Annotated in this window: 14 protein-coding genes; 2 read left to right on the top strand and 12 right to left on the bottom strand. The window is 73.1% G+C overall.

Going from position 1 to position 20,350, the window contains the following annotated elements:
• Window positions 1-12: 12 nt before the first annotated feature.
• The 11 genes from KBB57_RS15945 to KBB57_RS15895 all read right to left on the bottom strand — a co-directional run bounded on the left by KBB57_RS15945 (window position 13) and on the right by KBB57_RS15895 (window position 14,825).
• Window positions 13-1,050 (bottom strand): NAD-dependent epimerase/dehydratase family protein, encoded by a 1,038-nt coding sequence (locus tag KBB57_RS15945; RefSeq protein ID WP_290752204.1) that lies wholly within the window; start codon window positions 1,048-1,050, stop codon window positions 13-15.
• An 8-nt stretch (window positions 1,051-1,058) separates the two neighbouring features.
• Window positions 1,059-2,420 carry a UDP-glucose/GDP-mannose dehydrogenase family protein gene (locus tag KBB57_RS15940; protein ID WP_290752200.1) on the bottom strand — a complete coding sequence of 454 codons (1,362 nt, stop codon included), beginning with the start codon at window positions 2,418-2,420 and terminating at the stop codon, window positions 1,059-1,061.
• Window positions 2,421-2,442: 22 nt separating this feature from the next.
• On the bottom strand, window positions 2,443-3,441 hold the full coding sequence (locus KBB57_RS15935; protein ID WP_290752197.1) for an NAD(P)-dependent oxidoreductase: 999 nt from the start codon (window positions 3,439-3,441) through the stop codon (window positions 2,443-2,445).
• Window positions 3,442-3,499: 58 nt separating this feature from the next.
• Window positions 3,500-4,858: a nucleotide sugar dehydrogenase gene (locus tag KBB57_RS15930; protein WP_290752195.1), complete on the bottom strand. Its 1,359-nt coding sequence runs from the start codon at window positions 4,856-4,858 to the stop codon at window positions 3,500-3,502.
• Between the two features lie 355 nt (window positions 4,859-5,213).
• Window positions 5,214-6,083 (bottom strand): dTDP-4-dehydrorhamnose reductase, encoded by an 870-nt coding sequence (rfbD, locus tag KBB57_RS15925; RefSeq protein ID WP_290752193.1) that lies wholly within the window; start codon window positions 6,081-6,083, stop codon window positions 5,214-5,216.
• Complete coding sequence (gene rfbC / locus KBB57_RS15920) at window positions 6,080-6,646, bottom strand: dTDP-4-dehydrorhamnose 3,5-epimerase (protein WP_290752191.1); 567 nt, start codon at window positions 6,644-6,646, stop codon at window positions 6,080-6,082. Before rfbC ends, rfbD begins: the two co-directional genes overlap by 4 nt.
• Window positions 6,646-7,620, bottom strand: coding sequence for a hypothetical protein (locus KBB57_RS15915; protein ID WP_290752188.1), 975 nt, complete (start codon window positions 7,618-7,620; stop codon window positions 6,646-6,648). Before KBB57_RS15915 ends, rfbC begins: the two co-directional genes overlap by 1 nt.
• Before the next feature lie 98 nt (window positions 7,621-7,718).
• Window positions 7,719-9,524, bottom strand: a complete 1,806-nt coding sequence (locus KBB57_RS15910) for an ABC transporter ATP-binding protein (protein WP_290752185.1) — start codon at window positions 9,522-9,524, stop codon at window positions 7,719-7,721.
• 183 nt (window positions 9,525-9,707) lie between these two features.
• Window positions 9,708-12,260, bottom strand: a complete 2,553-nt coding sequence (locus KBB57_RS15905) for a hypothetical protein (RefSeq protein WP_290752182.1) — start codon at window positions 12,258-12,260, stop codon at window positions 9,708-9,710.
• On the bottom strand, window positions 12,257-14,554 hold the full coding sequence (locus KBB57_RS15900) for a hypothetical protein (protein ID WP_290752180.1): 2,298 nt from the start codon (window positions 14,552-14,554) through the stop codon (window positions 12,257-12,259). Before KBB57_RS15900 ends, KBB57_RS15905 begins: the two co-directional genes overlap by 4 nt.
• Before the next feature lie 7 nt (window positions 14,555-14,561).
• On the bottom strand, window positions 14,562-14,825 hold the full coding sequence (locus KBB57_RS15895) for a hypothetical protein (RefSeq protein ID WP_290752177.1): 264 nt from the start codon (window positions 14,823-14,825) through the stop codon (window positions 14,562-14,564).
• Window positions 14,826-15,224: 399 nt separating this feature from the next.
• Between KBB57_RS15895 and KBB57_RS15890 the strand changes: the two genes are divergently transcribed.
• Together KBB57_RS15890 and KBB57_RS15885 are read left to right on the top strand one after the other, a co-directional pair.
• Window positions 15,225-17,285: a hypothetical protein gene (locus tag KBB57_RS15890; RefSeq protein ID WP_290752174.1), complete on the top strand. Its 2,061-nt coding sequence runs from the start codon at window positions 15,225-15,227 to the stop codon at window positions 17,283-17,285.
• A gap of 41 nt (window positions 17,286-17,326) precedes the next feature.
• Window positions 17,327-18,436 carry a hypothetical protein gene (locus tag KBB57_RS15885; RefSeq protein ID WP_290752172.1) on the top strand — a complete coding sequence of 370 codons (1,110 nt, stop codon included), beginning with the start codon at window positions 17,327-17,329 and terminating at the stop codon, window positions 18,434-18,436.
• A 154-nt stretch (window positions 18,437-18,590) separates the two neighbouring features.
• Here KBB57_RS15885 and KBB57_RS15880 read toward each other — a convergent pair whose 3' ends face one another.
• Window positions 18,591-19,994, bottom strand: a complete 1,404-nt coding sequence (locus tag KBB57_RS15880) for a hypothetical protein (protein ID WP_290752170.1) — start codon at window positions 19,992-19,994, stop codon at window positions 18,591-18,593.
• Window positions 19,995-20,350 lie beyond the last annotated feature (356 nt).

Below are 20,350 nucleotides of genomic sequence, written 5' to 3'. Positions count from 1 at the left end.
GCCCGGCCCGGGTCACTCCGCGGCGCTCCGCGCCCGCCAGTCGACGTACCACTCGGCGAAGCGGCGCACGCCGACGGAGAGCGGCGTGCCGGGCCGCCAGTTGACGGCGCGGGCGAGGCGGGAGCTGTCGGCGAAGGTGTCGAGCGCGTCGCCGGGCTGGAGCGGGCGGTTCTCGATCAGCGCCTTGCGCCCGAGCGCATCCTCCAGCGTCGCGACGAAGTCGGAGAGCTCCACGGGGGCGTTGTTGCCGATGTTGTAGACGCGAAAGGGCGCGTCCGAGCTCGCCGGGTCGGGGTCGCGCGGATCCCAGTCGGGATCGGGCGTCGCCGGACGGTCGGCGGCGCGGATCACCCCCTCGACGATGTCGCCCACATAGGTGAAGTCGCGGCTGTGCCGACCGGCGTTGTTGAGCTGGATCGGGCGGCCCGAGAGGATGGCGTCGGCGAAGAGCATCGGCGCCATGTCGGGCCGGCCCCAGGGCCCGTAGACGGTGAAGAAGCGCAGGCCGGTCGTCGGCAGCCGGTAGAGATGGCTGTAGGCGTGCGCCATCAGTTCGTTCGCCCGCTTGGTGGCGGCGTAGAACTGCAACGGATGGTCGACGCCCTGGCCCTCGGTGAAGGGCATGGTCCGGTTCGCGCCGTAGACGCTCGAGGTCGAGGCGTAGACGAGGTGCCCGACGCCCCCCCGGCGGCAGGCTTCGAGGATATGGGTGAAGCCGAGCACGTTCGAGGCGACGTAGTCCACCGGGTGCTCGAGGCTGTGGCGCACGCCGGCCTGGGCGGCGAGGTTGATCACCACGTCGAAGGGCCCGGCCTCGGCGAAGGTCGCCGCCACCGCCTCGCCGTCGGCGAGGTCGCCGCGATTGAAGCGCCAGTCCGCGCCGGCCTCCGCCGCCGCGGCGTCGAGCTCGGCCAGCCGCGCCTCCTTGAGCGCGGGATCGTAATAGGCGTTGACGACGTCGAAGCCCGTCACCGCGTCGCCGCGGGCGATGAGCGCCCGGGCGACGTGGTAGCCGATGAACCCGGCCGCGCCGGTGACGAGAACCCGCATCGCGGGCCTCAGGCGGCGTCGGAGGCGCGCGCGCCTGCGGGCGGCGCGCTCCGGCCGCGGCCGATCGCGTAATAGGCGAAGCCCTTGCGCGCCATCCGGGCCGGGTCGTAGAGGTTGCGGCCGTCGAAGATCACCTTGTCCGAGAGCTTCTCGGCGATCGCGTCGAAGTCGGGGGCGCGGAAGGCCTGCCACTCGGTCATGACCACGAGCGCGTCGGCGCCCTTCAGCGCCGCCTCCTTGGTGCCGACGAGGAGAAGGTCCGGCCGGTCGCCGTAGATGCGCTGGGTCTCCTCCATCGCCTCGGGGTCGAAGGCCTGCACCTTCGCGCCCGCCGCCCACAGCGCCTCCATCAGCACGCGGCTGGCCGCCTCGCGCATGTCGTCGGTGTTGGGCTTGAACGCGAGGCCCCAGAGCGCGATGGTCCGGCCCTTCAGGTCGCCGAAATGGCGGGCGATCTTCTCGAAGATCACCTCCTTCTGGGCGTCGTTGCGGTCCTCGACCGCCTGGAGCACCTTCGGGTCGAAGCCGATGCCGCGCGCGGTCTGGATCAGCGCCTTGACGTCCTTGGGAAAGCACGACCCGCCATAGCCCGCGCCGGGGTAGATGAAGTGATAGCCGATGCGCGGGTCCGAGCCGATGCCCTGGCGCACCGCCTCCACATCCGCCCCGAGCCGCTCGGCGAGGTTGGCGATCTCGTTCATGAAGCTGATCTTCGTCGCCAGCATGCAGTTGGCCGCGTACTTGGTCAGCTCGGCCGAGCGCACGTCCATGACGATGATCTTGTCGTGGTTGCGGTTGAAGGGGGCGTAGACCTCGCGCAGGATCTCCTCGGCCTCGCGGCTGGCGGTGCCGATGACGATGCGGTCGGGCTTCATGCAGTCGGCGACCGCGGCGCCCTCCTTGAGGAATTCCGGGTTGGAGACGACGTGGAAGGCGAGATCCGAGCCGCGGGCGTCGAGCACCGATTTCAGCTTCGCCGCCACCTTGTCGGCGGTGCCGACGGGCACGGTCGACTTGTTGATGACGACCTTGGGCGCGGCCATGTGCTCGCCGATCGTCGCGGCGACGGTGAGGACGTACTTGAGGTCGGCCGAGCCGTCCTCGTCGGGCGGCGTGCCGACGGCGATGAACTGCACCTCGCCATGGCCGACCCCCTCGGCGGCGCTGGTGGTGAAGTTGAGCCTTCCGTCGGCGTGGCCGCGCTTCACGATCTCCTCGAGCCCGGGCTCGTAGATCGGGATGACGCCCTTCGTCAGCGCCGCGACCTTGGTCTCGTCCACGTCGACGCAGAGCACGTCATGGCCGACCTCGGCGAGGATCGCGCCCTGGACGAGGCCGACATAGCCGGTGCCGAAAACGGTGATCTTCATCTGCGGGAGCCCTCCGTTCCGCTCACGGCCTGAGCGCGAGATACCACGGCGTCTCGCGCGCCCAGGCCACCGTCCTGGCGATGCCTTCCTTCGCCGGGGTGGTCGCCTTCCAGCCGAGCACGCGCTCGGCCTTGTCGACCGCCGGCACGCGCCGGCCGATGTCCTCGTAGACGGCGCCGTATTTCTCGCGCGTGTCGACCGGGATCGGCTTCAGGTCCGAGCCGGCGGCGTCGAGCGTCATCGCCACCACCTCGGCCATGGTGTTCTCGACCGAATTGCCGATGTTGAACACCTCGCCGATCGCCTCGGGACGGGTGGCGGCGAGGATGGTGCCCTCGATGGCGTCGTCGATATAGGTGAGGCAGCGGGTCTGCGCGCCGCCGTCGTAGAGGTCGGGGGCCTCGCCGTTCAGCACCCGCTGCACGGTCTGGGAGACGACGTAGATCGGGGTCTGCCGCGGCCCGTAGACGTTGAAGAAGCGCACGATCGAGAACGGCAGCCCGGTCTTGCGGTGGACGCCGTAGAGCATCTGCTCGCAGACGCCCTTCGAGGCGGCGTAGCTCCAGCGGTCGACGCTCGTCGCGCCGAGCACCCGGTCGCCGTCCTCGGACCACGGCACCGCCGGGTTGCGGCCGTAGACCTCGGAGGTCGAGGTGAAGAGGATGCGCACGTCGTGCTCGACGCAGAGCGCGATCAGGTGCCGCGTGCCGATGATCGCGATGTCGATCAGGCTGAGCGGATCCTCCATGTAGCGCCGCACGCCGACCACCGAGGCGAGATGGTAGAGCACCGCCGCCTCGGGGCGGAAGAAGGCCTTGATCGTGTCGAGATCGCGGATGTCGCCCTGCATGTAGTGGAAGTTCGGGTGGTCCTTGACCGCCGCGAGGTTCCGCGCGCTCTCCAGCGGCGCGATGTCGAGGCCGTGGACGGTCTGGCCCATCCCGAGCAGGCGCTCGATCAGATGGCTGCCGACGAAGCCGGCGGCGCCGGTGACCATCACGGTATCGGGGGACTTGCTCATTGCCGGGTTCCTCGGGATCTCGACTCGTTACGCGTTCGTTACGCAGGCAGGGCAGGGGTCAGCGGCCGACGCCGATGTAGCTGAGGCCCTTCGCCTCCAGCTCCTCGATGCGGGCGCGGGGATAGTAGATGCGGCCGTCGTAGACCAGCGCGCCGGGCTTCGCCAGCGCGGCGAGGTCGTCCGCGCCGATGGCGGCGAAGTCGTCGTGGCCGGCGAGGATCAGCACCGCGTCGGCGCCCGCGACGGTCTTGCGCCAGTCCGGCTCGAGCGTGACGCCGTGATGGGTCGCCTCGCGCTCCGTCACCATCGGGTCGCAGATCGAGAGCCGCGTCCCGTAGCCCGCTTCGCGCAGGGCCGCGACCAGCGGGCCCACGGGGGTGAAGCGGCAGTCGCCGGAGTTGCTCTTGAACGAGAAGCCGAGCAGCGCGACCTTGGCGTCCCGTGCGGCGATCCCCTTGCCCTTCAGGAAGCCGTCCACCCGGGCGAAGACGTGCTGGGGCATCGAATCGTTCACCTCGCGCGAGGCGCGGGGGATCTTCAGCTCGACCCCGGCGCGGCGGCCGAGCGCGTCGACGAACCACGGATCCTTGGTCAGGCAGTAGCCGCCCACCCCGTTCGAGGGGTGGAGGATGTTGACGTGGTGCTGGCCCTTCTTCAGCGAGTTGGCGCCGCCGATCACCTCCATCACGTCGATGGGCCAGGGCAGCGCGTCGGCCAGTTTCGCCAGCTCGTTGGCCAGCGCGACGTTGAGGTCGATCCAGAGGTTGTCGGCGAGCTTCACCATCTCGGCCGCCTCGGGCGAGGACAGCGTCATCACCTGCACCGACGGGACGGCGTCGCGCCAGAAGGCGGCGCAGGCCTCGCCGGCCGCGGCGTCCATGCCGCCGACGAGGATCGGAATCGACTGGAGGTCGCGGATCGCCTGGCCCTCGGCCAGCCGCTCGGGGCTGAAGGCCATGTGCACCCGCGCTTGCGGCGCGAAGATCTCGTCGTGCATCAGCCGGGTGGTGCCCGGGGGCACCGTGCTCTTGATCATGACGATCTGGCCGTCATGGGCGAAGGGCGCGACGGCGCCGCAGGCGGCGCGGATATGGGAGAGATCGGCCTCGAACGCGTCGGAAAGCGGCGTGCCGACGGTGATCAGCACCGCCTTCGCGCCCCTGGCCGCGGCCGGGTCGGTCGCGCCCGAGAGCCGGCCAGCGGCGACGCCCGCGGCGACGAGATCCTCGAGCCCCGGCTCGGGGATCGGGCAGCGGCCTTCGTTCAGCGCCGCGATCATCTCGGCGTTGGTGTCGATGCCGACGACGCTCAGGCCCCTATCGGCGAGGACCGCGGCGATGACGCTGCCGATATAGCCGAAGCCGACGACAGCGACGTCGGGCGACGCATGGGCGCCGTTCGTCTTGCTCGGGCTCACGGGCGGCCTCGGCGGACGGGGTGGTGGTCAGGGCGCGCCGCAGGGCGCGGGAAACGGGCAGGATACATCTCGAACACCTCTTGACCGGGCCCATACACCAGCCGCGCGCGGACCCGAAAGCCCGCGCGCGGCGCCTTGCCTAACACGCCCGCCGGCCGCGCGGTAGCCCCCGGCCCGGGCCGGCCCTGCGCGATGCCGCCTCCGACGGCCGGGAGTTCACCCTCCTGCGGCCGCCAGAGCGGTCCGGGCGCGTCAACACCTGTTGCGGCTTTCTGAATGCGCCTAGAATAATCCTTTGAAATCAATTGGTTGATCACTTTATCACGCGTGTTATCGCGTGTGAGGCCCCCGCGCCTCAGACATGCCCCTTCGCGGCGAGATAGGCGTCGAGGGCCTCGGCCCAGCCCGGAATCGGGCCGATCACGCCGGCGAGCCGGGCGTTGTCGAGGGCGCTGTACGCCGGGCGGCGCGCCTTCGACGGCCATTCCGACGCGCTGACCGGGCTCACCTCGGCCGCCACCCCGGCCTTCGCCACGATCGCCCTCGCGAACTCGAACCACGAGACCGCCCCCGTGTTGACCGCGTGGTAGACGCCGGGCGCGCCGCCCCGCGCGAGGAAGGCGAGGATCGCCTGCGCCGCCCAGGCGGTCGAGGTCGGCGACATCACCTGGTCGGCCACCACCTTGAGCGCGCCGCGCTCGGTCCCCATGCGGATCATCGTCTCGACGAAGTTGCCGCCCTTGCCGGCGGCGCCGCGCACCCCGAAGGTCGAGGCGACGCGGAAGACGCTCACGTCGCCGCCGCCAAGCCGGGCGAGGGTCTCGCCGAAGGCCTTGGTCAGCCCGTAGACGTTGACCGGGGCGGTCGGGTCGGCCTCGGTCAGCGGCGTCGCCCGGCCCGTGTCGCCGCCGAAGACGTAGTCGGTCGAGACCTGGATCATCCGTGCGCCCTTCGCCGCGGCGACCTCGGCCATCACCGCCGGCGCGTGGCCGTTCACGGCGAGCGCCGGGGCGGGGTCGCCCTCGATCGCCTCGGTGTCGAGGCGCGCGGCGCAGTTCACCAGCGCGTCGAAGTCCTGGCCCTCGAGGAAGGCGCGAAGCCGCGGGAGGTCGGCGACGTCGACCTCGGCCCGGGTGGCGCCCGCGGCCTCGACCCCGGCGGCGGCGGCGGCCGTCATCAGGTCGCCGCCGAGCTGGCCCGCCGCCCCGAGGACGAGGAGCCTCACCGCGGCCCCTCCCAGGCAAAGGGGCTCTCGATCGCGGCGAGCGGCGGCAGGGCGCGGTCCTTGTCGGAGAGCACCGGGTCGCTGGTCCCCCAGTCGATCCCGAGGTCGGGGTCCGACCACAGGAAGCCGTGGTCGTTCGCGGGCGCATAGGGGGCGGTGACCTTGTAGATCACCTCCGTCCCGGGCTCGAGCGTCAGGTAGCCGTGCCCGAAGCCCGCCGGCACGAGCAGCTGGCGCCAGTTCTCCGCCGAGAGCTCCACCGCGACGTGGTCGCCGAAGGTGGGCGAGCCCTTCCGGATGTCGACGGCGACGTCGAGGATGCGGCCGCGCACGACGCGCACCAGCTTGTCCTGGGCGAAGGGCGGGCTCTGGAAATGGATCCCGCGCAGCGTCCCGGCCTCGCCCGAGAGCGCATGGTTGTCCTGGATGAACTCCCGCGCGAAGCCGAGCGCGGCCATGCGCTCGCGGTTGTAGGTCTCCGAGAAGAAGCCGCGATGGTCGCCGAACTTCCGCGGCTCGACGAGGATAAGGCCCTCGATCGCGCCGATCTCGCGCCGCGCCATCAGGCCGCGACCTTCCAGTTGGACCAGAGCCCGGCCAGCCGCTCAGCCCCGAAGCGCTCGCCGCAGAACCGGTAGGTCGGCTCCAGCATCTCGCGCACGCGGGCCACCTCGCTGCGGCCGACCGGCATCTGCAGCGGGCTCGCGTTGACGCGGGCGGCGAAATCGGCCGGCGTGAACGGCAGGCCGGCGAAGCGGGTGATCCGCTCGATCGCCTCGTTGTTGAACAGGTTCTCGTAGAACTCGTAGTGGATCTGGGCGGGGTCGAAGACCGCCTCCACCGCGGCGATGGTCTCGTCGTAGCGCGAGCGCGGCAGCGCGAGGCCGCTCTGCGCGAAGTCGAGGAAGGATTCCTCCTCGGGCTTCGGCGCGAGGGCGGGGGCGGCCTTCGCGAGGAGGTGCCGGCCGAAGGCGCGGCCGCGCAGCAGCGCCCGGCTGGCAAGGCCGCGCCCGACCTCGGCGACGCGCACGGCGTCGCGGCCGGCCATCCGCCAGGCGCTGTCGATGCGGTCGACCGGGTCGCGCATGATGAAGAGCACGCGGATGTCGAAGCCGCCGTCCTCGAGCAGCGGCTTGATCTCGGCCCAGTGCGGCGCGCGCAGCAGGCTGTAGTCGGGGGTGAGGTCGCTCACCACCTCGACCGGCGGCTCCGCCCCGGCGATCCCGCGGAAGTAGTCGACGTAGCGCGAGAGGTCGCCGGTCAGCCCCTGGGCGACGCGGTAGCCTTCGATCTGCTCGGCGATCTGCGCGCGCCGGCGCGCGTTCGCCGGCGTATCCTCGAGCTTGGCGAGCTGGAGGCCCCGACGCGCGATGCGGTCGAGATGCCAGCTGCGGCTCTCGGCGAGGTAATGCACGTCGAAGACGTGCATCTCCTTGCGGATGCCGAGCCGCGCCTCCGGCATGTCGCGCAGGTAGATGGAAAGCCAGGAGGTGCCGCCCTTCTCGCACCCGATGCAGAGCAGCAGTCGCTTGGTCACGTTCGTCCGCCCCGAATTTTACGCGCCCGCCGCACCCCGGAGGGGTGGAAGGTCGCGCTCGTCACATCATAATGTTCATTACGCCGCGTCCGGGCGCGCTAGCCCCGCCCGCCGCTGACCATCCGCCGGAAGTCGTCGCTGGTCTCGACGAGCTGGTCGTAGTTCCCTTCCGCCACCACCCGCCCCCGCTCGAGCAGGAAGATGCGGTCGCAGTCCTGCACGGTGGTCAGGCGATGCGCGATCATGATGATCGTCTTCTTGCCGCCGAGATTGTGCACGGCGTCCATCACCGCCCGCTCGGTCAGGTTGTCGAGCGCGCTGGTCGCCTCGTCGAGCACGAGGACGTCCGGGTCGTGGTAGAGCGCGCGGGCGATGCCGACACGCTGCCGCTGGCCGCCCGAGAGCCGGATGCCGCGCTCGCCCAGCATGGTGTCGTAGCCCTGCGGCAGCTCGCGCCGGACGAAGTCGTGCAGCTCGGCGATCCGCGCGGCGCGCTCGACCGCCTCCATGTCGATCTTCCGGCGGTCGACGCCGAAGGCGATGTTGGCCGCGACGCTCTCGTCGGTCAGGAAGATGTGCTGGGGCACGTAGCCGACCGACTTCTGCCAGCCGGGAACCGTCTCGTCGGTCACCTCGACGCCGTCGACCACGAGCGCGCCCGACTGCGGCCTGAGCAGGCCTAGGATGACGTCGACCGCGGTCGTCTTGCCGGCCCCGGTGCCGCCGACCACGCCCACCGTCTCACGCGCCGGAATGGCGAGCGTGAGCCCGTCGAGCGCGGCGCGCTCGGCGTTGGGATAGGCGTAGCCCGCCTCGCGCAGCTCCAGCCGCGCCCGCAGCGGGATGGCGGGGACGTCCGCCGCCGGCGCCGGCGCGGCGTCGACGAGGCTCCGGGTCACGTCGGCATGGAGCTTGTCGAGCACCGGCTTCGTGAAGCGCATCGAGGCGATCGAGGCGTAGATCTGCTGCAGCGCCGGCAACAGCCGGATACCGGCGAAGGCGTAGAGGCCGAGCACCGGCAGCATCGCGGCCATGTCGACGCCCTCGCGGGTCAGCATGACGAGCACGAAGAACAGGATGCCGCCGAGCGCGATGGCGCGCAGCACGTTGCGCGGCGTCTCGGAGGCCACGCCGATCGCGGCGTTGGCCTCGGCGGCGCGTAGGGCGGGCCGCTCGTAGCGCTTCAGGAAGGCCTCCTCGAGATGCAGGAGCTTCACGTCCTTGATGCCGCCGATCGCCTCGCCGGCGGCCTTGTACTTGTCCTTGTTGGCCCGGCGGCGCTGCTGGCCCATGCGGGCGAGCCGGGCGCGGATGAGGCCGTAGATCGCGCCGTAGCAGCCGCCGAGCACGGCCGCGGCGCTGAACGCGGCGACGGGGTCCACGACGACGAGGAGCACGATCAGCAGGAGCGCCACCGCCGCCTGGGCGACGAGCTTCATCGCCGGCAGCATGTTGCGCTGGACGACCTCGTTGACCTCGGTCAGCACGGCGGCGCCGAGGTCGGCGCTGTGCTGGTCGAGGAACCAAGAATAGGGCCGGGCGAGGTATCCGCGCAACACCCGGCCGCCGATCGTGTAGCCGCGCATCGCCGTGAAGCGGTAGATCGCGTACTGCGTCGCGGTCGCGAAGAGCAGGCCGAAGAACACGACGGCGAAGACCACCGCCCCGGCGAAGATCAGGAAGCCGTTCGTCGTGGCGAAGCCGAGGCCGTGATAGACGGCGGAAAGCTTCTCGTTCGTCTCGACCATCTGCGGCCTCGCCACGATGGCGAGGAACGGGAAGAGCGCGGCGATGGTGAACATCTCGACCAGCGCCGAGACGATCATCATCGCGTAGAGCAGGTAGAGCCGGCGGCGTTCCTTCCGGCTCAGGAGCTCGGCCAGCTTCCTATACGTCTCGAACATTTCACACGATCACTTCAAGCACACCGACGCAAGGGGCCGCCGCCCGGGAGCGAGGTTCCGTCCGCCCTTCGCATACGCCAAAACCGCGCAGGGCACAATGCGCGGTTCCGGACAAGGTTGTCGCGTCGCGGTTGGCGCGGGTTCCGGCGGCGGGACGGGCGCCGGGCCCGTCCCGCCGGGGGCTCAGCCCCGCGACCAGGGCAGGACGATCTTCTCGTGCAGATCGTAGGCCAGGCCGTAGCGCCACGCGGCGACGCGGCCCTCGGTGTCCCAGTCGCCATTGCCGTCGTTGCCCGCGCCGACCCAGGGCCAGCCGCCCTTGGAGAAGTCGCGGTGGCCGTGGGTGTTGCGATAGCGCAGGTCGGTGATCCCGCGCGTCTGCCGCGCGAGCCCCTCCTGCAGCGCCGCGTCGCTGCGGTCGAGCATGCCGCAGACCGCCAGCGTCGCCACGCCGACCGTGGCGAGCACCGCGCCCTCGTGGGCGTAGGACACCGAGGAGCGCGGGCCGCCGCCCGAGCCGTTCAGGCCGCCGTCGTTCGAGTCGAGCTCGTGCGCCATGCCCGGCAGCCCGGCGTTCGGCAGGCCGGCCCAGGCCGCCTGGTTGGTGATCCGCCCGACGAAGGCGCCGCGGCCGACGCTGCCCGCGGCGTTGAGCTTCGCGGCCGGCTCGAAGATGCCGATCGCGCCCGGGGTCGGGGCGGGAAAGCCGCCCGGGACCTTGGAGTTCGCCTTGAGCGTCAGGCCGACCTTGATGACCTTGGTCCACATCCGCTGGGTGAGCGCATAGCCGGCGATCGCCGAGGTCTGGTCGAGCGACATGCCGAAGAGGCGGTAGTTGCGCACCGCGGCCTTGAGTTCGGCTCCGGTCGGGCCGCCCGGCCAGGTCTGGCGGAAGGTGTTCCAGAGGCCCGTGAGGCTGCCCGCGGGCGTGACGTTGTCCGCGGCGATCGCCGCCGCGAAGGCGTCGCGGTCGAAGCCGTCGAGGAAGGCGGTCGCCGCCGCGGGCCCGCCCATGTAGGCGGCGGCGATCGACGGGCCGAGGATGGCGGGCAGGGTGAAGTTCGGGTTGAAGCCGCGGGCCCAGTTCGCCTCGCCGCGGATGGTGACCTCGTTCCGCCCCGCCTTCACGTTGGGGTTCTGGTCGCTCATCTGCCAGCAATAGGAGACGAGCAGGCCCTCGACGGCGCGGTCGATCTTGCGGCGCAGGAGTGGCGTCAGCGCGTTCCAGACCGCCGGCGTGCGCTTGGCGATCGCCGCCGTGGCGAGGAAGTGGAACTCGCGCTGGCCGCGCACGCCCCCTTCCGCGGCCGGCACGCCCGAGCCCCAGGTGACCAGCTGGTCGCGCAGATAGGTCGCCGGCGTCTTGCCGCCCGCGGCGAAGGCGACGTTCGCCAGCGCCCCGAGCGCGACCACGGGCACGGTATGGGCCGTGCGCGGCCGGTTGACCCCGGTGTTCACCGTCTCGTCATAGACGAGAGCGCCGCTCCCCATCGCCTCGGCGAGCATCGCCGGGGTCGGCGCGAGCGGCGCCGCGGCGGCCGGGACCGGGGCCTCGAGCACGGCGCCCGGCTCCGAGAAGGGCCGGGTCTCGGCAGTGCGCCAGCGCAGGCGGATGCGGCTCCGCCGCGCGTCGCCCGCCTCGAAGAGCGCGAGGTCGGCGGTCGCCGTCGCCTTGTCGTCGACGAGCATCCAGGTCCCGGCAGCGCCCGCCTTCGCCCGCACCGGCCGCCAGACCGGGGCGGCGGCGCCGAGCGGGTCGGCGGTGAACTCGATCGCCTGCGGCGTCTCCGACGCCAGCCCCGGGAAGGCGAGCTCGGGGCTGAAGGTCTTGGTCTGCCCCTCGGGCCGCCACACGCTGCGCAGGACGGTCACGTCGGCGGCGGCGAGCGGCCGCGGCGGCGCCGCCTCGACCGTGTAGGCGAGCCGCGCCTCGGCCCGGCCGCCGGAATTCGCCGCGGCGACCGTGACCGTCGCCCCGCCGACCGGACGGTCGGTCGGCAGGCTCAGCGCGCCGGTCTTCGTGTCGATCGCCGCGCCCTCGGCAGAGAAGGCGAGGGCCTCGCCGGCGAAGGCGAAGGCGGTCTCCACCCGCTGAACGCCGGTCCCCTCGTCGAAGACCTCCTCGGGCAGCTCGGCCACCCGCCGCGGCGCGGCGCGGCGCACGGCGACCGGCCCGGCCGTCGCCGTCGCGGCGCCCGCCGCGCTCGTCGCCGTCACCGCGCAGGCGAGCGCGCAGCCGTCGTCCGCGACCCCGACCGCATAGGCCCGCGCCGTCGCGCCGGCCACGTCGACGCCGTCGCGGCGCCACTGGAAGGCGAGCACCGGCAGCGGGAAGCCGCCCCAGGTCCCGGGGTCGAGCGTGAGCTCCGTCCCCACCAGGCCCGCCCCGAGGAGCGACGGCGCGGTCAGCGCCAGCGGCGGCAGCAGGGCCTCGACGTCGCCCTCGTCCGGAACGATGACGATGTCCTTGCGCGGGTCGGCGGCCGCCGACCACGGCCCGGCCGGCTCGAGCCGGTAGCGGATCGCGAGATCGGCGAAGGGCCCGGGCCGGCGGCGATGCGCAGCCTCCGCGGCGGCCGGATCGACGCTCGAGAAGCGCCAGGCGCCGTCGTCGAGCCGCAGGCAGGGCTCCCAGCCCCGGCCGCTGTCGACGGGGGCGGCGGCGTTCGTCCATTCCACCGCCACGGCGCCGGCGATGGCCGGGGCGAGACGGAGCGTGACCGTGTAATGCGTCATGACTTCACCGTGATCTGACCGAGCGCCCAATCGCCTTCCGCGGCCGCAACCGGCGCGGCGGGGGCGAGGGGCAGGAATTCGAGGCGACGGATATCGACGACCGGGGTCTGGCCGTTCACGGCCACGTGGGTCGTCGGGCCGAAGGCGCCGGGGGCGAGCGTCGTGGTGGTCGCGGTGATCTGCCAGGCCGGCGCCGCGGCTGCCTCCGGGTAGACCCGCGCGCGCACCGTCGCGCCCTCGAACTCCACCTCGAACCACGACCAGGCGTCCCAGGCCCAGGCCACCGCCGTCTGGCGAACCGTGGTCGAGTTGGTCGTCTTGCCGATATAGTCGCGGATCTGCAGCACCTGCGTGCCGTTGGTCTGCAGCACCGCGTCGACGCGCACGCCGAGGAAGTTCGCCCCGGTCTTGCTCATCCGTCCGATCAGGCCGAAGGGCCGCGACTGCGCCGGCGCAGCCACGCCGGCGTTCCAGCGCGCCAGCGCCCGGTAGCGGCCGTCGCCGAGCGCGAGGCCCCAGTCGCCATGGGCGCGGTCGTTCGCGCCCGAGGTCAGCCGGGCGAAGCCGCCGGCGTTGAACTTCCAGGCCGGCGCCGCCGTCGGGAAGAGGAACTTCACGTCGGCGAGCGCGGCGGCGGCGTCGAAGACCGTGCGGGTCGCCCGCACCGTCACCGTCGCCGTCTGGGTCGCCGCGCCGGCGGCGTTCGAGGCCCTAACCTTCACCGGCGCGGCCGCGAAAGCCGCCTCGGTCGGCACCGAGACGAGGCCCGAGCCGGGATTGATCGTCACCCCCGCCGGCGCGGCGTCGAGCGCGTAGGCGAGCCCCTCGCCCGCGAAATAGGCCTGGGCCGAGACGGTCTGCACGCCGGTCCCCTGCAGGAAGACCGCCGCGGCGGGCGTGCCGACCGCGGTCGGCCGGCCGGCGGCGTCCCGCACCTCGACAGAGACCCGCTGGGTCGCCGCGCCGACGGCGTTCGAGGCCCGCACCACGACCTCTCCCGCGAGCGCCGCCGCCGTCGGAACCGCGATCCGGCCGGTCGCCGCGTCGATCGTCACGCCCGCCGGCGCCGCGTCGAGCGCATAGACGAGCGCGTCGCCGGCGAAGAAGGCCGCCGCCTCGACCGCGCCCGTCCCCGCCGCGACGGCGAGGGCGACCGGCGCCGGCGCCGCCAGCGCTGAAGGCGCGGCCAGCACGGTGACCGCGAAGCTCGCCTGCGCCGCGCCGCCCGAGTTCGTCGCCGTCACCACGACCGGCGCGGCGGCGAGCGCCGCATCGGTCGGGATCGACAGGCGCCCCGTCGCGGCGTCGATGCCCGCGCCCGCGCCCTCGACGGCAAAGACGAGCCCGCCGCCGGAGAAGGCCGCCGCGGCGTCGAGGACATGGACGCCCGCGCCGCGCGCCAGCGCGAGATCGGCGAGCGCGCCGACGGCCGCCGGCGCGTCCCGGCGCACCGGGATCGCCGCGGTCTCGGCCGCGGCGGCGCCGGCGACGTTGGTCGCCGTCACCCGGCAGGCGATCGACTTGCCGTCCTCGGCCGGACCGGGGACGAAGCCCGGGCCCGTCTCGCCGGGCAGCACGACGCCGTCGGCGAGCCATTCGAAGGCGAAGGCCGGGGCCGGCTGGCCGGACCAGACGCCGGGATCGACCCCGAGCGTCGCGCCGACCGCGCCGGAGCCGGAAAGCGTCGGCGAGGCGACGACGGCCGGAGCGGCGGCGAGCCGCAGCGCGAGGTCGAACTCGACCCGCCCGCCGGAATTCGCCGCCGCCACGGTGACCACGCCGCCGGCCGCGAGCGCAGCCACGTCGAGGGTGACGACGCCGGTGGCGGGGTCGATGACCACGCCGGCGCCGGTGACGCTGAATTGCAGCGAGCTGCCTGTAAAGAAGGGAGATATGTCCACGACGTTCGATCCTGGAAGTTGCGTATAGATGAGGTCAGGAACCGGACCAACGACTGTCGGCGCGGGAAATGCGATCGTGATCGGCGGCGTTACGAGGGCCGTGACGCCGCCCGGCCCCGCCGCGGTCACCCGGCAGGCGATCGCGGCGCGGTCGTCGGCGGCCGCCGGTTCGTAGGCCGGCCTGACCGCGCCGGCGACGGGGACGCCGTTGCGCAGCCAGGCGAAGCCGAGGCCGCGCGCGCCGGACCAGACGCCGGGATCGACGCCGAGCCGCTCGCCGACGCGCCCCGCGCCGACCAGGGCCGGCGGGCGCGTCGCCCGCGGCGTTCCGTCGGGCGGCCCGCCGGGCATGTGGCGCGCGGACGCGAGGCCGGTTCCGAGGAAGAGCTGCACCGGGGGCCTACCAGAGCCCGACGAGGCCGGTCGCGGTGGTCCCGTCGCGCTTCACCATGTCGGCGCGGATCGGCATCAGCGTGCCGGCGGCGAGCCCGCGGAAGGTCACCTCGTCGCCCCCGAGCATCCTCAGCGCCACGTCGCCGGCGCCGCCGACATAGAGCGCGCGGGTGACGTGGGGCAGCAGGGCGGCGTCGTCGGGCGCGATCGCCGCGGCGTTCTCGGGCGGCGAGGTCAGGCTGCGGGCAAAGGTCTTGAACGTGTCGGTCATGCGGCTCCCCATGGGCCGTCCCTCGCCCGCCAGCGTCCCGCCCCGGGCGGCGCGCGCCCCGCGCCGACCCTCCCGGGCCGCCCGCTCGACGCCGCCGCCGCGGCCCGCTCGCGCGCCCTGGGATGCGGCTGCATCGTCCAGAGATGACTTGTCGGCCTCATGGCCGCACTCGGGGGTTCTAGGGCGCGAGGTCTTGCCATCCCCCTACCCCGCCGCGCGCGCCGCCCCCCCGCCACGCAACGCCGACGCCGGTGCCGCTCCCGCGCGCGCCCGATCTACCGCGGCGCAGATCGCCGCCGTCACGGCCTCGTCGGGGGCGCCCCTCCCGCGCGCGCCCGATTTACCGCAAGGGCGGACCCCGGGCTGCACCCGCCCGGGAAAGCCGCTATACCCGCCGCCATGACCCGCGCCGGCCTCCTCCTCGCCACCCTGCTCGCCCTCCTCCCCGCCGCCCCCCGGGCGGCGGAAACCGCCGCCGCGGCGATCCCCGGGGCTCCGGAGGACCTGACCGGGGGCGTCGCGCGCGTGGTCGCGGGCCCCCTGCCCCGCCCCGAGCCCGCGCCGGCCGATCCCCGCGCCGCGGCCGAGCTCTTCGCCATGCCCGAGATCGCCGACGAGACCCGCCGCGCCCTCGGCCTCGTAGAGGCGGGCGACCCGGAGGGGGCGGCGGCGATCTTCGACGATCTCGTCGCCCGCCATCCCAGCCTCGGCCTGCCGCGCATCCGCCGCGCCGCCCTCGCCATGATGGCCGGCGACCCCGACGCGGCGCTCGCCGGGCTTGAGGCCGCCGCCGGCGACCCCGCGCTCCCCGAGGCGCTCGCCGACCCGCTCTTCGCGCCCCTCGCCGGCGACCCCGGCTTCGTCGCCCTCGCCGCGCTGCCGGCCCCGCCGGCGCCCCCGGCCCCGATCCCCGCCCCGGTCGCGGGCGGGATCGCCCCCCTCGGCGCCGGCAACCTCGCCTGGGATCCGGGCGCCGAGCGCCTCGTCGCCGCCTTCGCCTTCCCGGAGAAGGCCGAAGGCCCGGTCCTGCAACCCGGCCCCAAGGACGCCGCCCGCGACCTCCTGCGCGAGCATGTCCGCCGCGGCCGCGCCGCCGGCAACCGCGGCGACCTCTACGACAACCGCGACAGGGCGCATTCCCGGCTCCGGCCGGACGACTTCCCCCAGCTCGCCCGCATCGTCTATTCCGACGCCGCCCGCGCCGCCGACCTCGACTACGGCCTGAACGACAGGCTCCTGTTCGGCGCGCCGACCGTCGGCAACTCCTCGACCGCGATCACCGCCGGGCCGCTCTGGCGCAGCCTGCCCCGCCACGCCATGACCCGCGCCGACGGCGCCGGGCCCATGCGGCTCTGGCAGACCGCCAGCGCCAACGCCGCCTACGTCCACCCCGCCCACAAGGACTACGGGACCGACCGCGGCGACCTCTTCCCGGCCAACACCCCCTACCTTCTCGTCTCCGAAGGCTCCTCCGGCTCCGACCGGCCCTTCCTCGAGGCGGTCGCCATGATCCTCGCCGCGCTCCGGCCCGACACGAAGGCCCGGGCGACGGAGGCCGGCATGATCAACTCGACCGTGCAGATGGTCTTCCGCCGCTCGCAGCAGCACGTCACCTCGAACGCGATCTACCATTCCGGCGACGCCCACCCGGCCGCCTTCGCCGGCTACGCCATCAACCTCGCCCGCATGGTCAGCCTCGCCAACTCCATCGAGGCCGACGCGCTGCCCGCCGAGGCCCGCATCCGCGTCGCCCTGGAGGAGCCCGGGACCGAGGGAGTCGACTTCTTCGGCGCCGGCCTCTCCGAGCGGCTCTTCGACACGCCCCAGGCCGTCGCCCGCGTCTGGCGTTCCGCCGCCGGGCGGCGCACGATGGTCCTCTCGGCCGAGGACAGCCGCGACGCGAACGGCCGCCCGCTCGCCTTCACCTGGGCGCTCCTCCAGGGCGACCCCGCCAAGGTCGCGATCGAGCCCCTCGACGACGGCCGCCGCGCCCGCGTCACCATCGACTGGCACGACCCCTTCCCGATCTCCGAGGAGAACCCGCAGACCACCGCCCGCGTCGACATCGGCGTCTTCGCCCATAACGGCGCCCATGACAGCGCCCCCGCCATCCTGTCCTGGAGCTTCCCCGCCCACGAGACCCGCACCTACGCCCCCGGCCCCGACGGCGCCCCGCGTCCCGTCTCCATCGACTACGCCGACCCGGCGAAGGCGCGGACCTACGCCGACCCCCTGCTCTGGCCCCGCGCCGCCTGGCGCGACGACTACGCCTACGGCCCCGACGGCGCGCCCCTCGGCTGGACCCGCATCCGCGCCGAGGCCGAGCCCGAGACCTTCGCCCCCGACGGAACCCGCCGCCTCGCGGACGGCGAGGCCGCCCCGGTCGCCTACCGCCTCGCCCCGGTCCGCGGCGGCGGCTTCGCCGTCGAGGAACTGTCCGCCGAACTCGTCCATCCCTGACCCCGGCCCTGACCCCGACCGCCCCCGGACAAGGAGAGCCCATGTCCCGCCTGATCATCCATGTCGGCACCCACAAGACCGGGACGACCGCGCTCCAGGCCTTCCTGAGCGCGAACCGCGCGCCGCTGGACGCCATGGGCGTCCACTACCCCGACGCCACCCGCTTCGGCCTCGGCAAGCTCGGCGAGATCCATCACGGGGTCGCCGCGGCGCTCGCCCGCGGCGAGGGCCCCTTCCCCGGGCCGCTCCTGCGCTTCCGCGACCACCTGCGCGAGCGGCTCGCCGGCGGCGCGGCGGTGGTCCTGAGCTCGGAGGCCTTCTATCGCCACATCCTGCCCGAGGGCGACGAGCCGGAGGACGAGGCCGCGCTCTGGTCGCTCCGGGAGGCCTATCTCGACCGCATGGCCGCCTATTTCGCGCCGCTCGACCCGACGATCTCGATCTATTTCCGCAACCCGGTCGCGCTGGCGGAATCGAAATACGCCAACAGAACCGTGGCCACGGCGCTCCGGGACGACTTCCCGGGCTTCCGCCGGCGCACGGCCTGGTCCTACGACTACGGCCGCCACCTCGCCACGCTCGGGGCCCGCTTCCCCCGGGTCCTCGCCCATTCCTACGAGAAGAGCAGCCGCCCGAGCCTGATCCGCAACTTCTTCGCCGATCACGGCCTGCCCGAGCCGCCGCCGGCCGGGGACCGCCGCCTGCGCGTGGCGCTGCCGAACCGGGCGGTGCTCTGGATCCAGCGGCTCAAGGCGGAGGGGAGGCTCGCCGACCGAAAGGAGCTGCGGCGGCGCTGGCACTTCGCGCTCCGCGAGGAGGCGCAGCCGCTCTTCGCCGAGGCGGCGCGCTCGACCTTCTGGGAAAGCGCCGAAGCCCGGCAGGCCTTCTTCGACCGCTACGGCGCGCCGGTCGCGGGCATCGCCTTCGCCGCGCCCGCCGCCGACCGCGAAGGCCCGCGGACCACCTGGGACGACGGGCTCCACGCCGCGGCGAACGCCGCCTACGCCGCCTGGCTGCCGGCGAACGAGACGCGCCTGCGCCGGCGCGAGGCGGCGGGGATCGAGCCCTACGACGACGTCGAGGCCACGCCCGCCGCCGCGCCGCCGGGCGGCGGCCTGCGCCGCCTGCTGCGCCGGATCGGAGGGAGCTGATACCGGCGAGTCTGCCAAGCCACCCGTCGCAACACGGGCTAACACGCGTGATAGCAGGGTATCTATCTGAATACACACGATAAAAGTGTTGGAGGTCAAAAAAGGCCCGCGAGTCGTTTCATGAGCCCGCCAGTATGAGGCCCCGCCCGCGCCGCTATTGCCGCGGACGGGGGCGGATCGGGCCGGTCGAGGGTCCCGCGGTCCGGACGGGCGGGCCGGGCGGCGGCGCGACCGGCGCGGACTCCGGGGCCGGCCGCGGGGCCGGCCGCGGGGACGGGATCCGCCGTTGCGACCGCGGCGCGGACCGGTCGTAGACCCAGGAGCCGGAGGCAAGGTAGAGCATCACGAAGACGTTGGCGACGCCCCAGAGCCCGTGGTTGAACAGTCCGACCCCGAGCGAGAGGAGCGCGATGCAGAAGCCGCGCCGGCAGGCCCCCTCGAAGGCGTCGAGCCCGCCCCGGAGCGAGACCCGCGCGATCTGCACCACGAAGGCGAGCATCAGGAAGGCCACGTGCGGGAGGCCGTAGCGGAAGGCGCTCGCCACCCAGAAATTGTCCGCCGTCGGGTGCACGCGCCAGAACGGCCGGGTCCAGTCGGCCTTGCCGATGCCGAAGACCGGGTTGGCGATCGCCTCGCGCATGCCCCAGTAGAAGATCTCCTTCCGCCCCTCGCCGACATAGGGGTTGATGACCAGCTCGTCGGCGACGAAGTCGACGAAGTTCTTGCCCACGATCATCTGGAACAGGAACCACAGCAGCGGCAGCGAGACGAGGAGGATGACCCATTTCGGCCGGACCGGCCGCAGCACCTTCTCGTAGGCGATCAGGCAACCCTGCAGCGCCACGTTCAGCATCGACGACGACGACAGCGCCAGCACGGTCATGAAGCCGGCGAAGCCGCTGTAGATCAGGTTGCGCGGATAGCGGTAGCCCCAGATGTAGAAGGCGTTGGCGAAGCCGATGGCGCAGAAGGTGCCGAAGAGCAGCGCATGCTCGAAGGCGACCTCCACCCGCATCAGCCCGAAGCGGATCTGGTCGCCGAACTCCTCGGGCGGCTGGGTCAGGACCAGCCCGGCGATCCGGCTCAAGAGCCGGATCCGCAGGACGGACTCGACCAGCGCGAAGGGCAGGAAGGCGACGAGGGTGACGAGGAAGCAGGTGAAGAACCAGCGGTAGTCGGCGGCGCTGCGGATATAGGCCCGGCCGACCACGTAGCCGATGAAGAGCTCGAGGAAGAACGAGCCGGCGTTGATCAGCTCGGACGTGCCGTGGTTGGCGACGAGCGCGGCCCCCCGCCAGAACACCGCGAGAAAGACCAGCACGTCGACCGCGTTGATCCGCAGCGTCGGGTCGTTGCGGATCTGCAGCAGCGCCGGCGCCGCCATCGCCAGCAGGTAGATGCGATAGACGTCGAGCCGGATGCCGACATTGATCGAGCCGGGGATGAACAGCGCCGCGAAGAAGAGCGCGATCACCCACTTCTTGACCGGGTCGACCTCGTCCGCGGCGGCCGGAAGACCGGGCTGGTGAAGACTGGACTGGTTCAGAGTGATCGCCATGCGAGGGCCACCTGGGTCGCCGTGGGAGCCTTGGGCCAGGCCGCGCGGGGGCCCCGGCCATGGCGGGGCCAAGCCCTGACCGAGCCGCCCCCTCCCGTCAAGAGGCGGGACCGGCCAGCCTTACCCGATCCTGACACGAACGCCGGGCGCCAGCCTCGACGCCCCGGGGTTGCGCCGCCGCCGCGCCGCGGGGCATAAGCGCGCCTGTCCCGGGGCGCGCGCGCGCCCCGCAGGCGCACGCGTTCCGAGCACGTCGAGCAGGCCCCCCCCCGTGACCCCCTCCCCCGCCCTCACCGTCGTCATTCCCGCCTACGACCCCGCCGCCACGCTCCGGCCCGCGATCGAGAGCCCTCTGC

Source organism: Amaricoccus sp. (assembly GCF_017993425.1).
Taxonomy (GTDB): domain Bacteria; phylum Pseudomonadota; class Alphaproteobacteria; order Rhodobacterales; family Rhodobacteraceae; genus Amaricoccus.
This window is presented reverse-complemented; position numbering and strand designations above follow the sequence as displayed.

Bases quoted from the DNA above. Each gene is read 5' to 3' on its own strand.
- KBB57_RS15945 (WP_290752204.1), bottom strand. From the start codon at position 1,050: ATGCGGGTTCTCGTCACCGGCGCGGCCGGGTTCATCGGCTACCACGTC.
- KBB57_RS15940 (WP_290752200.1), bottom strand. From the start codon at position 2,420: ATGAAGATCACCGTTTTCGGCACCGGCTATGTCGGCCTCGTCCAGGGC.
- KBB57_RS15935 (WP_290752197.1), bottom strand. From the start codon at position 3,441: ATGAGCAAGTCCCCCGATACCGTGATGGTCACCGGCGCCGCCGGCTTC.
- rfbC (WP_290752191.1), bottom strand. From the start codon at position 6,646: ATGGCGCGGCGCGAGATCGGCGCGATCGAGGGCCTTATCCTCGTCGAG.
- KBB57_RS15910 (WP_290752185.1), bottom strand. From the start codon at position 9,524: ATGTTCGAGACGTATAGGAAGCTGGCCGAGCTCCTGAGCCGGAAGGAA.
- KBB57_RS15905 (WP_290752182.1), bottom strand. From the start codon at position 12,260: ATGACGCATTACACGGTCACGCTCCGTCTCGCCCCGGCCATCGCCGGC.
- KBB57_RS15895 (WP_290752177.1), bottom strand. From the start codon at position 14,825: ATGACCGACACGTTCAAGACCTTTGCCCGCAGCCTGACCTCGCCGCCC.
- KBB57_RS15890 (WP_290752174.1), top strand. From the start codon at position 15,225: ATGACCCGCGCCGGCCTCCTCCTCGCCACCCTGCTCGCCCTCCTCCCC.
- KBB57_RS15885 (WP_290752172.1), top strand. From the start codon at position 17,327: ATGTCCCGCCTGATCATCCATGTCGGCACCCACAAGACCGGGACGACC.
- KBB57_RS15880 (WP_290752170.1), bottom strand. From the start codon at position 19,994: ATGGCGATCACTCTGAACCAGTCCAGTCTTCACCAGCCCGGTCTTCCG.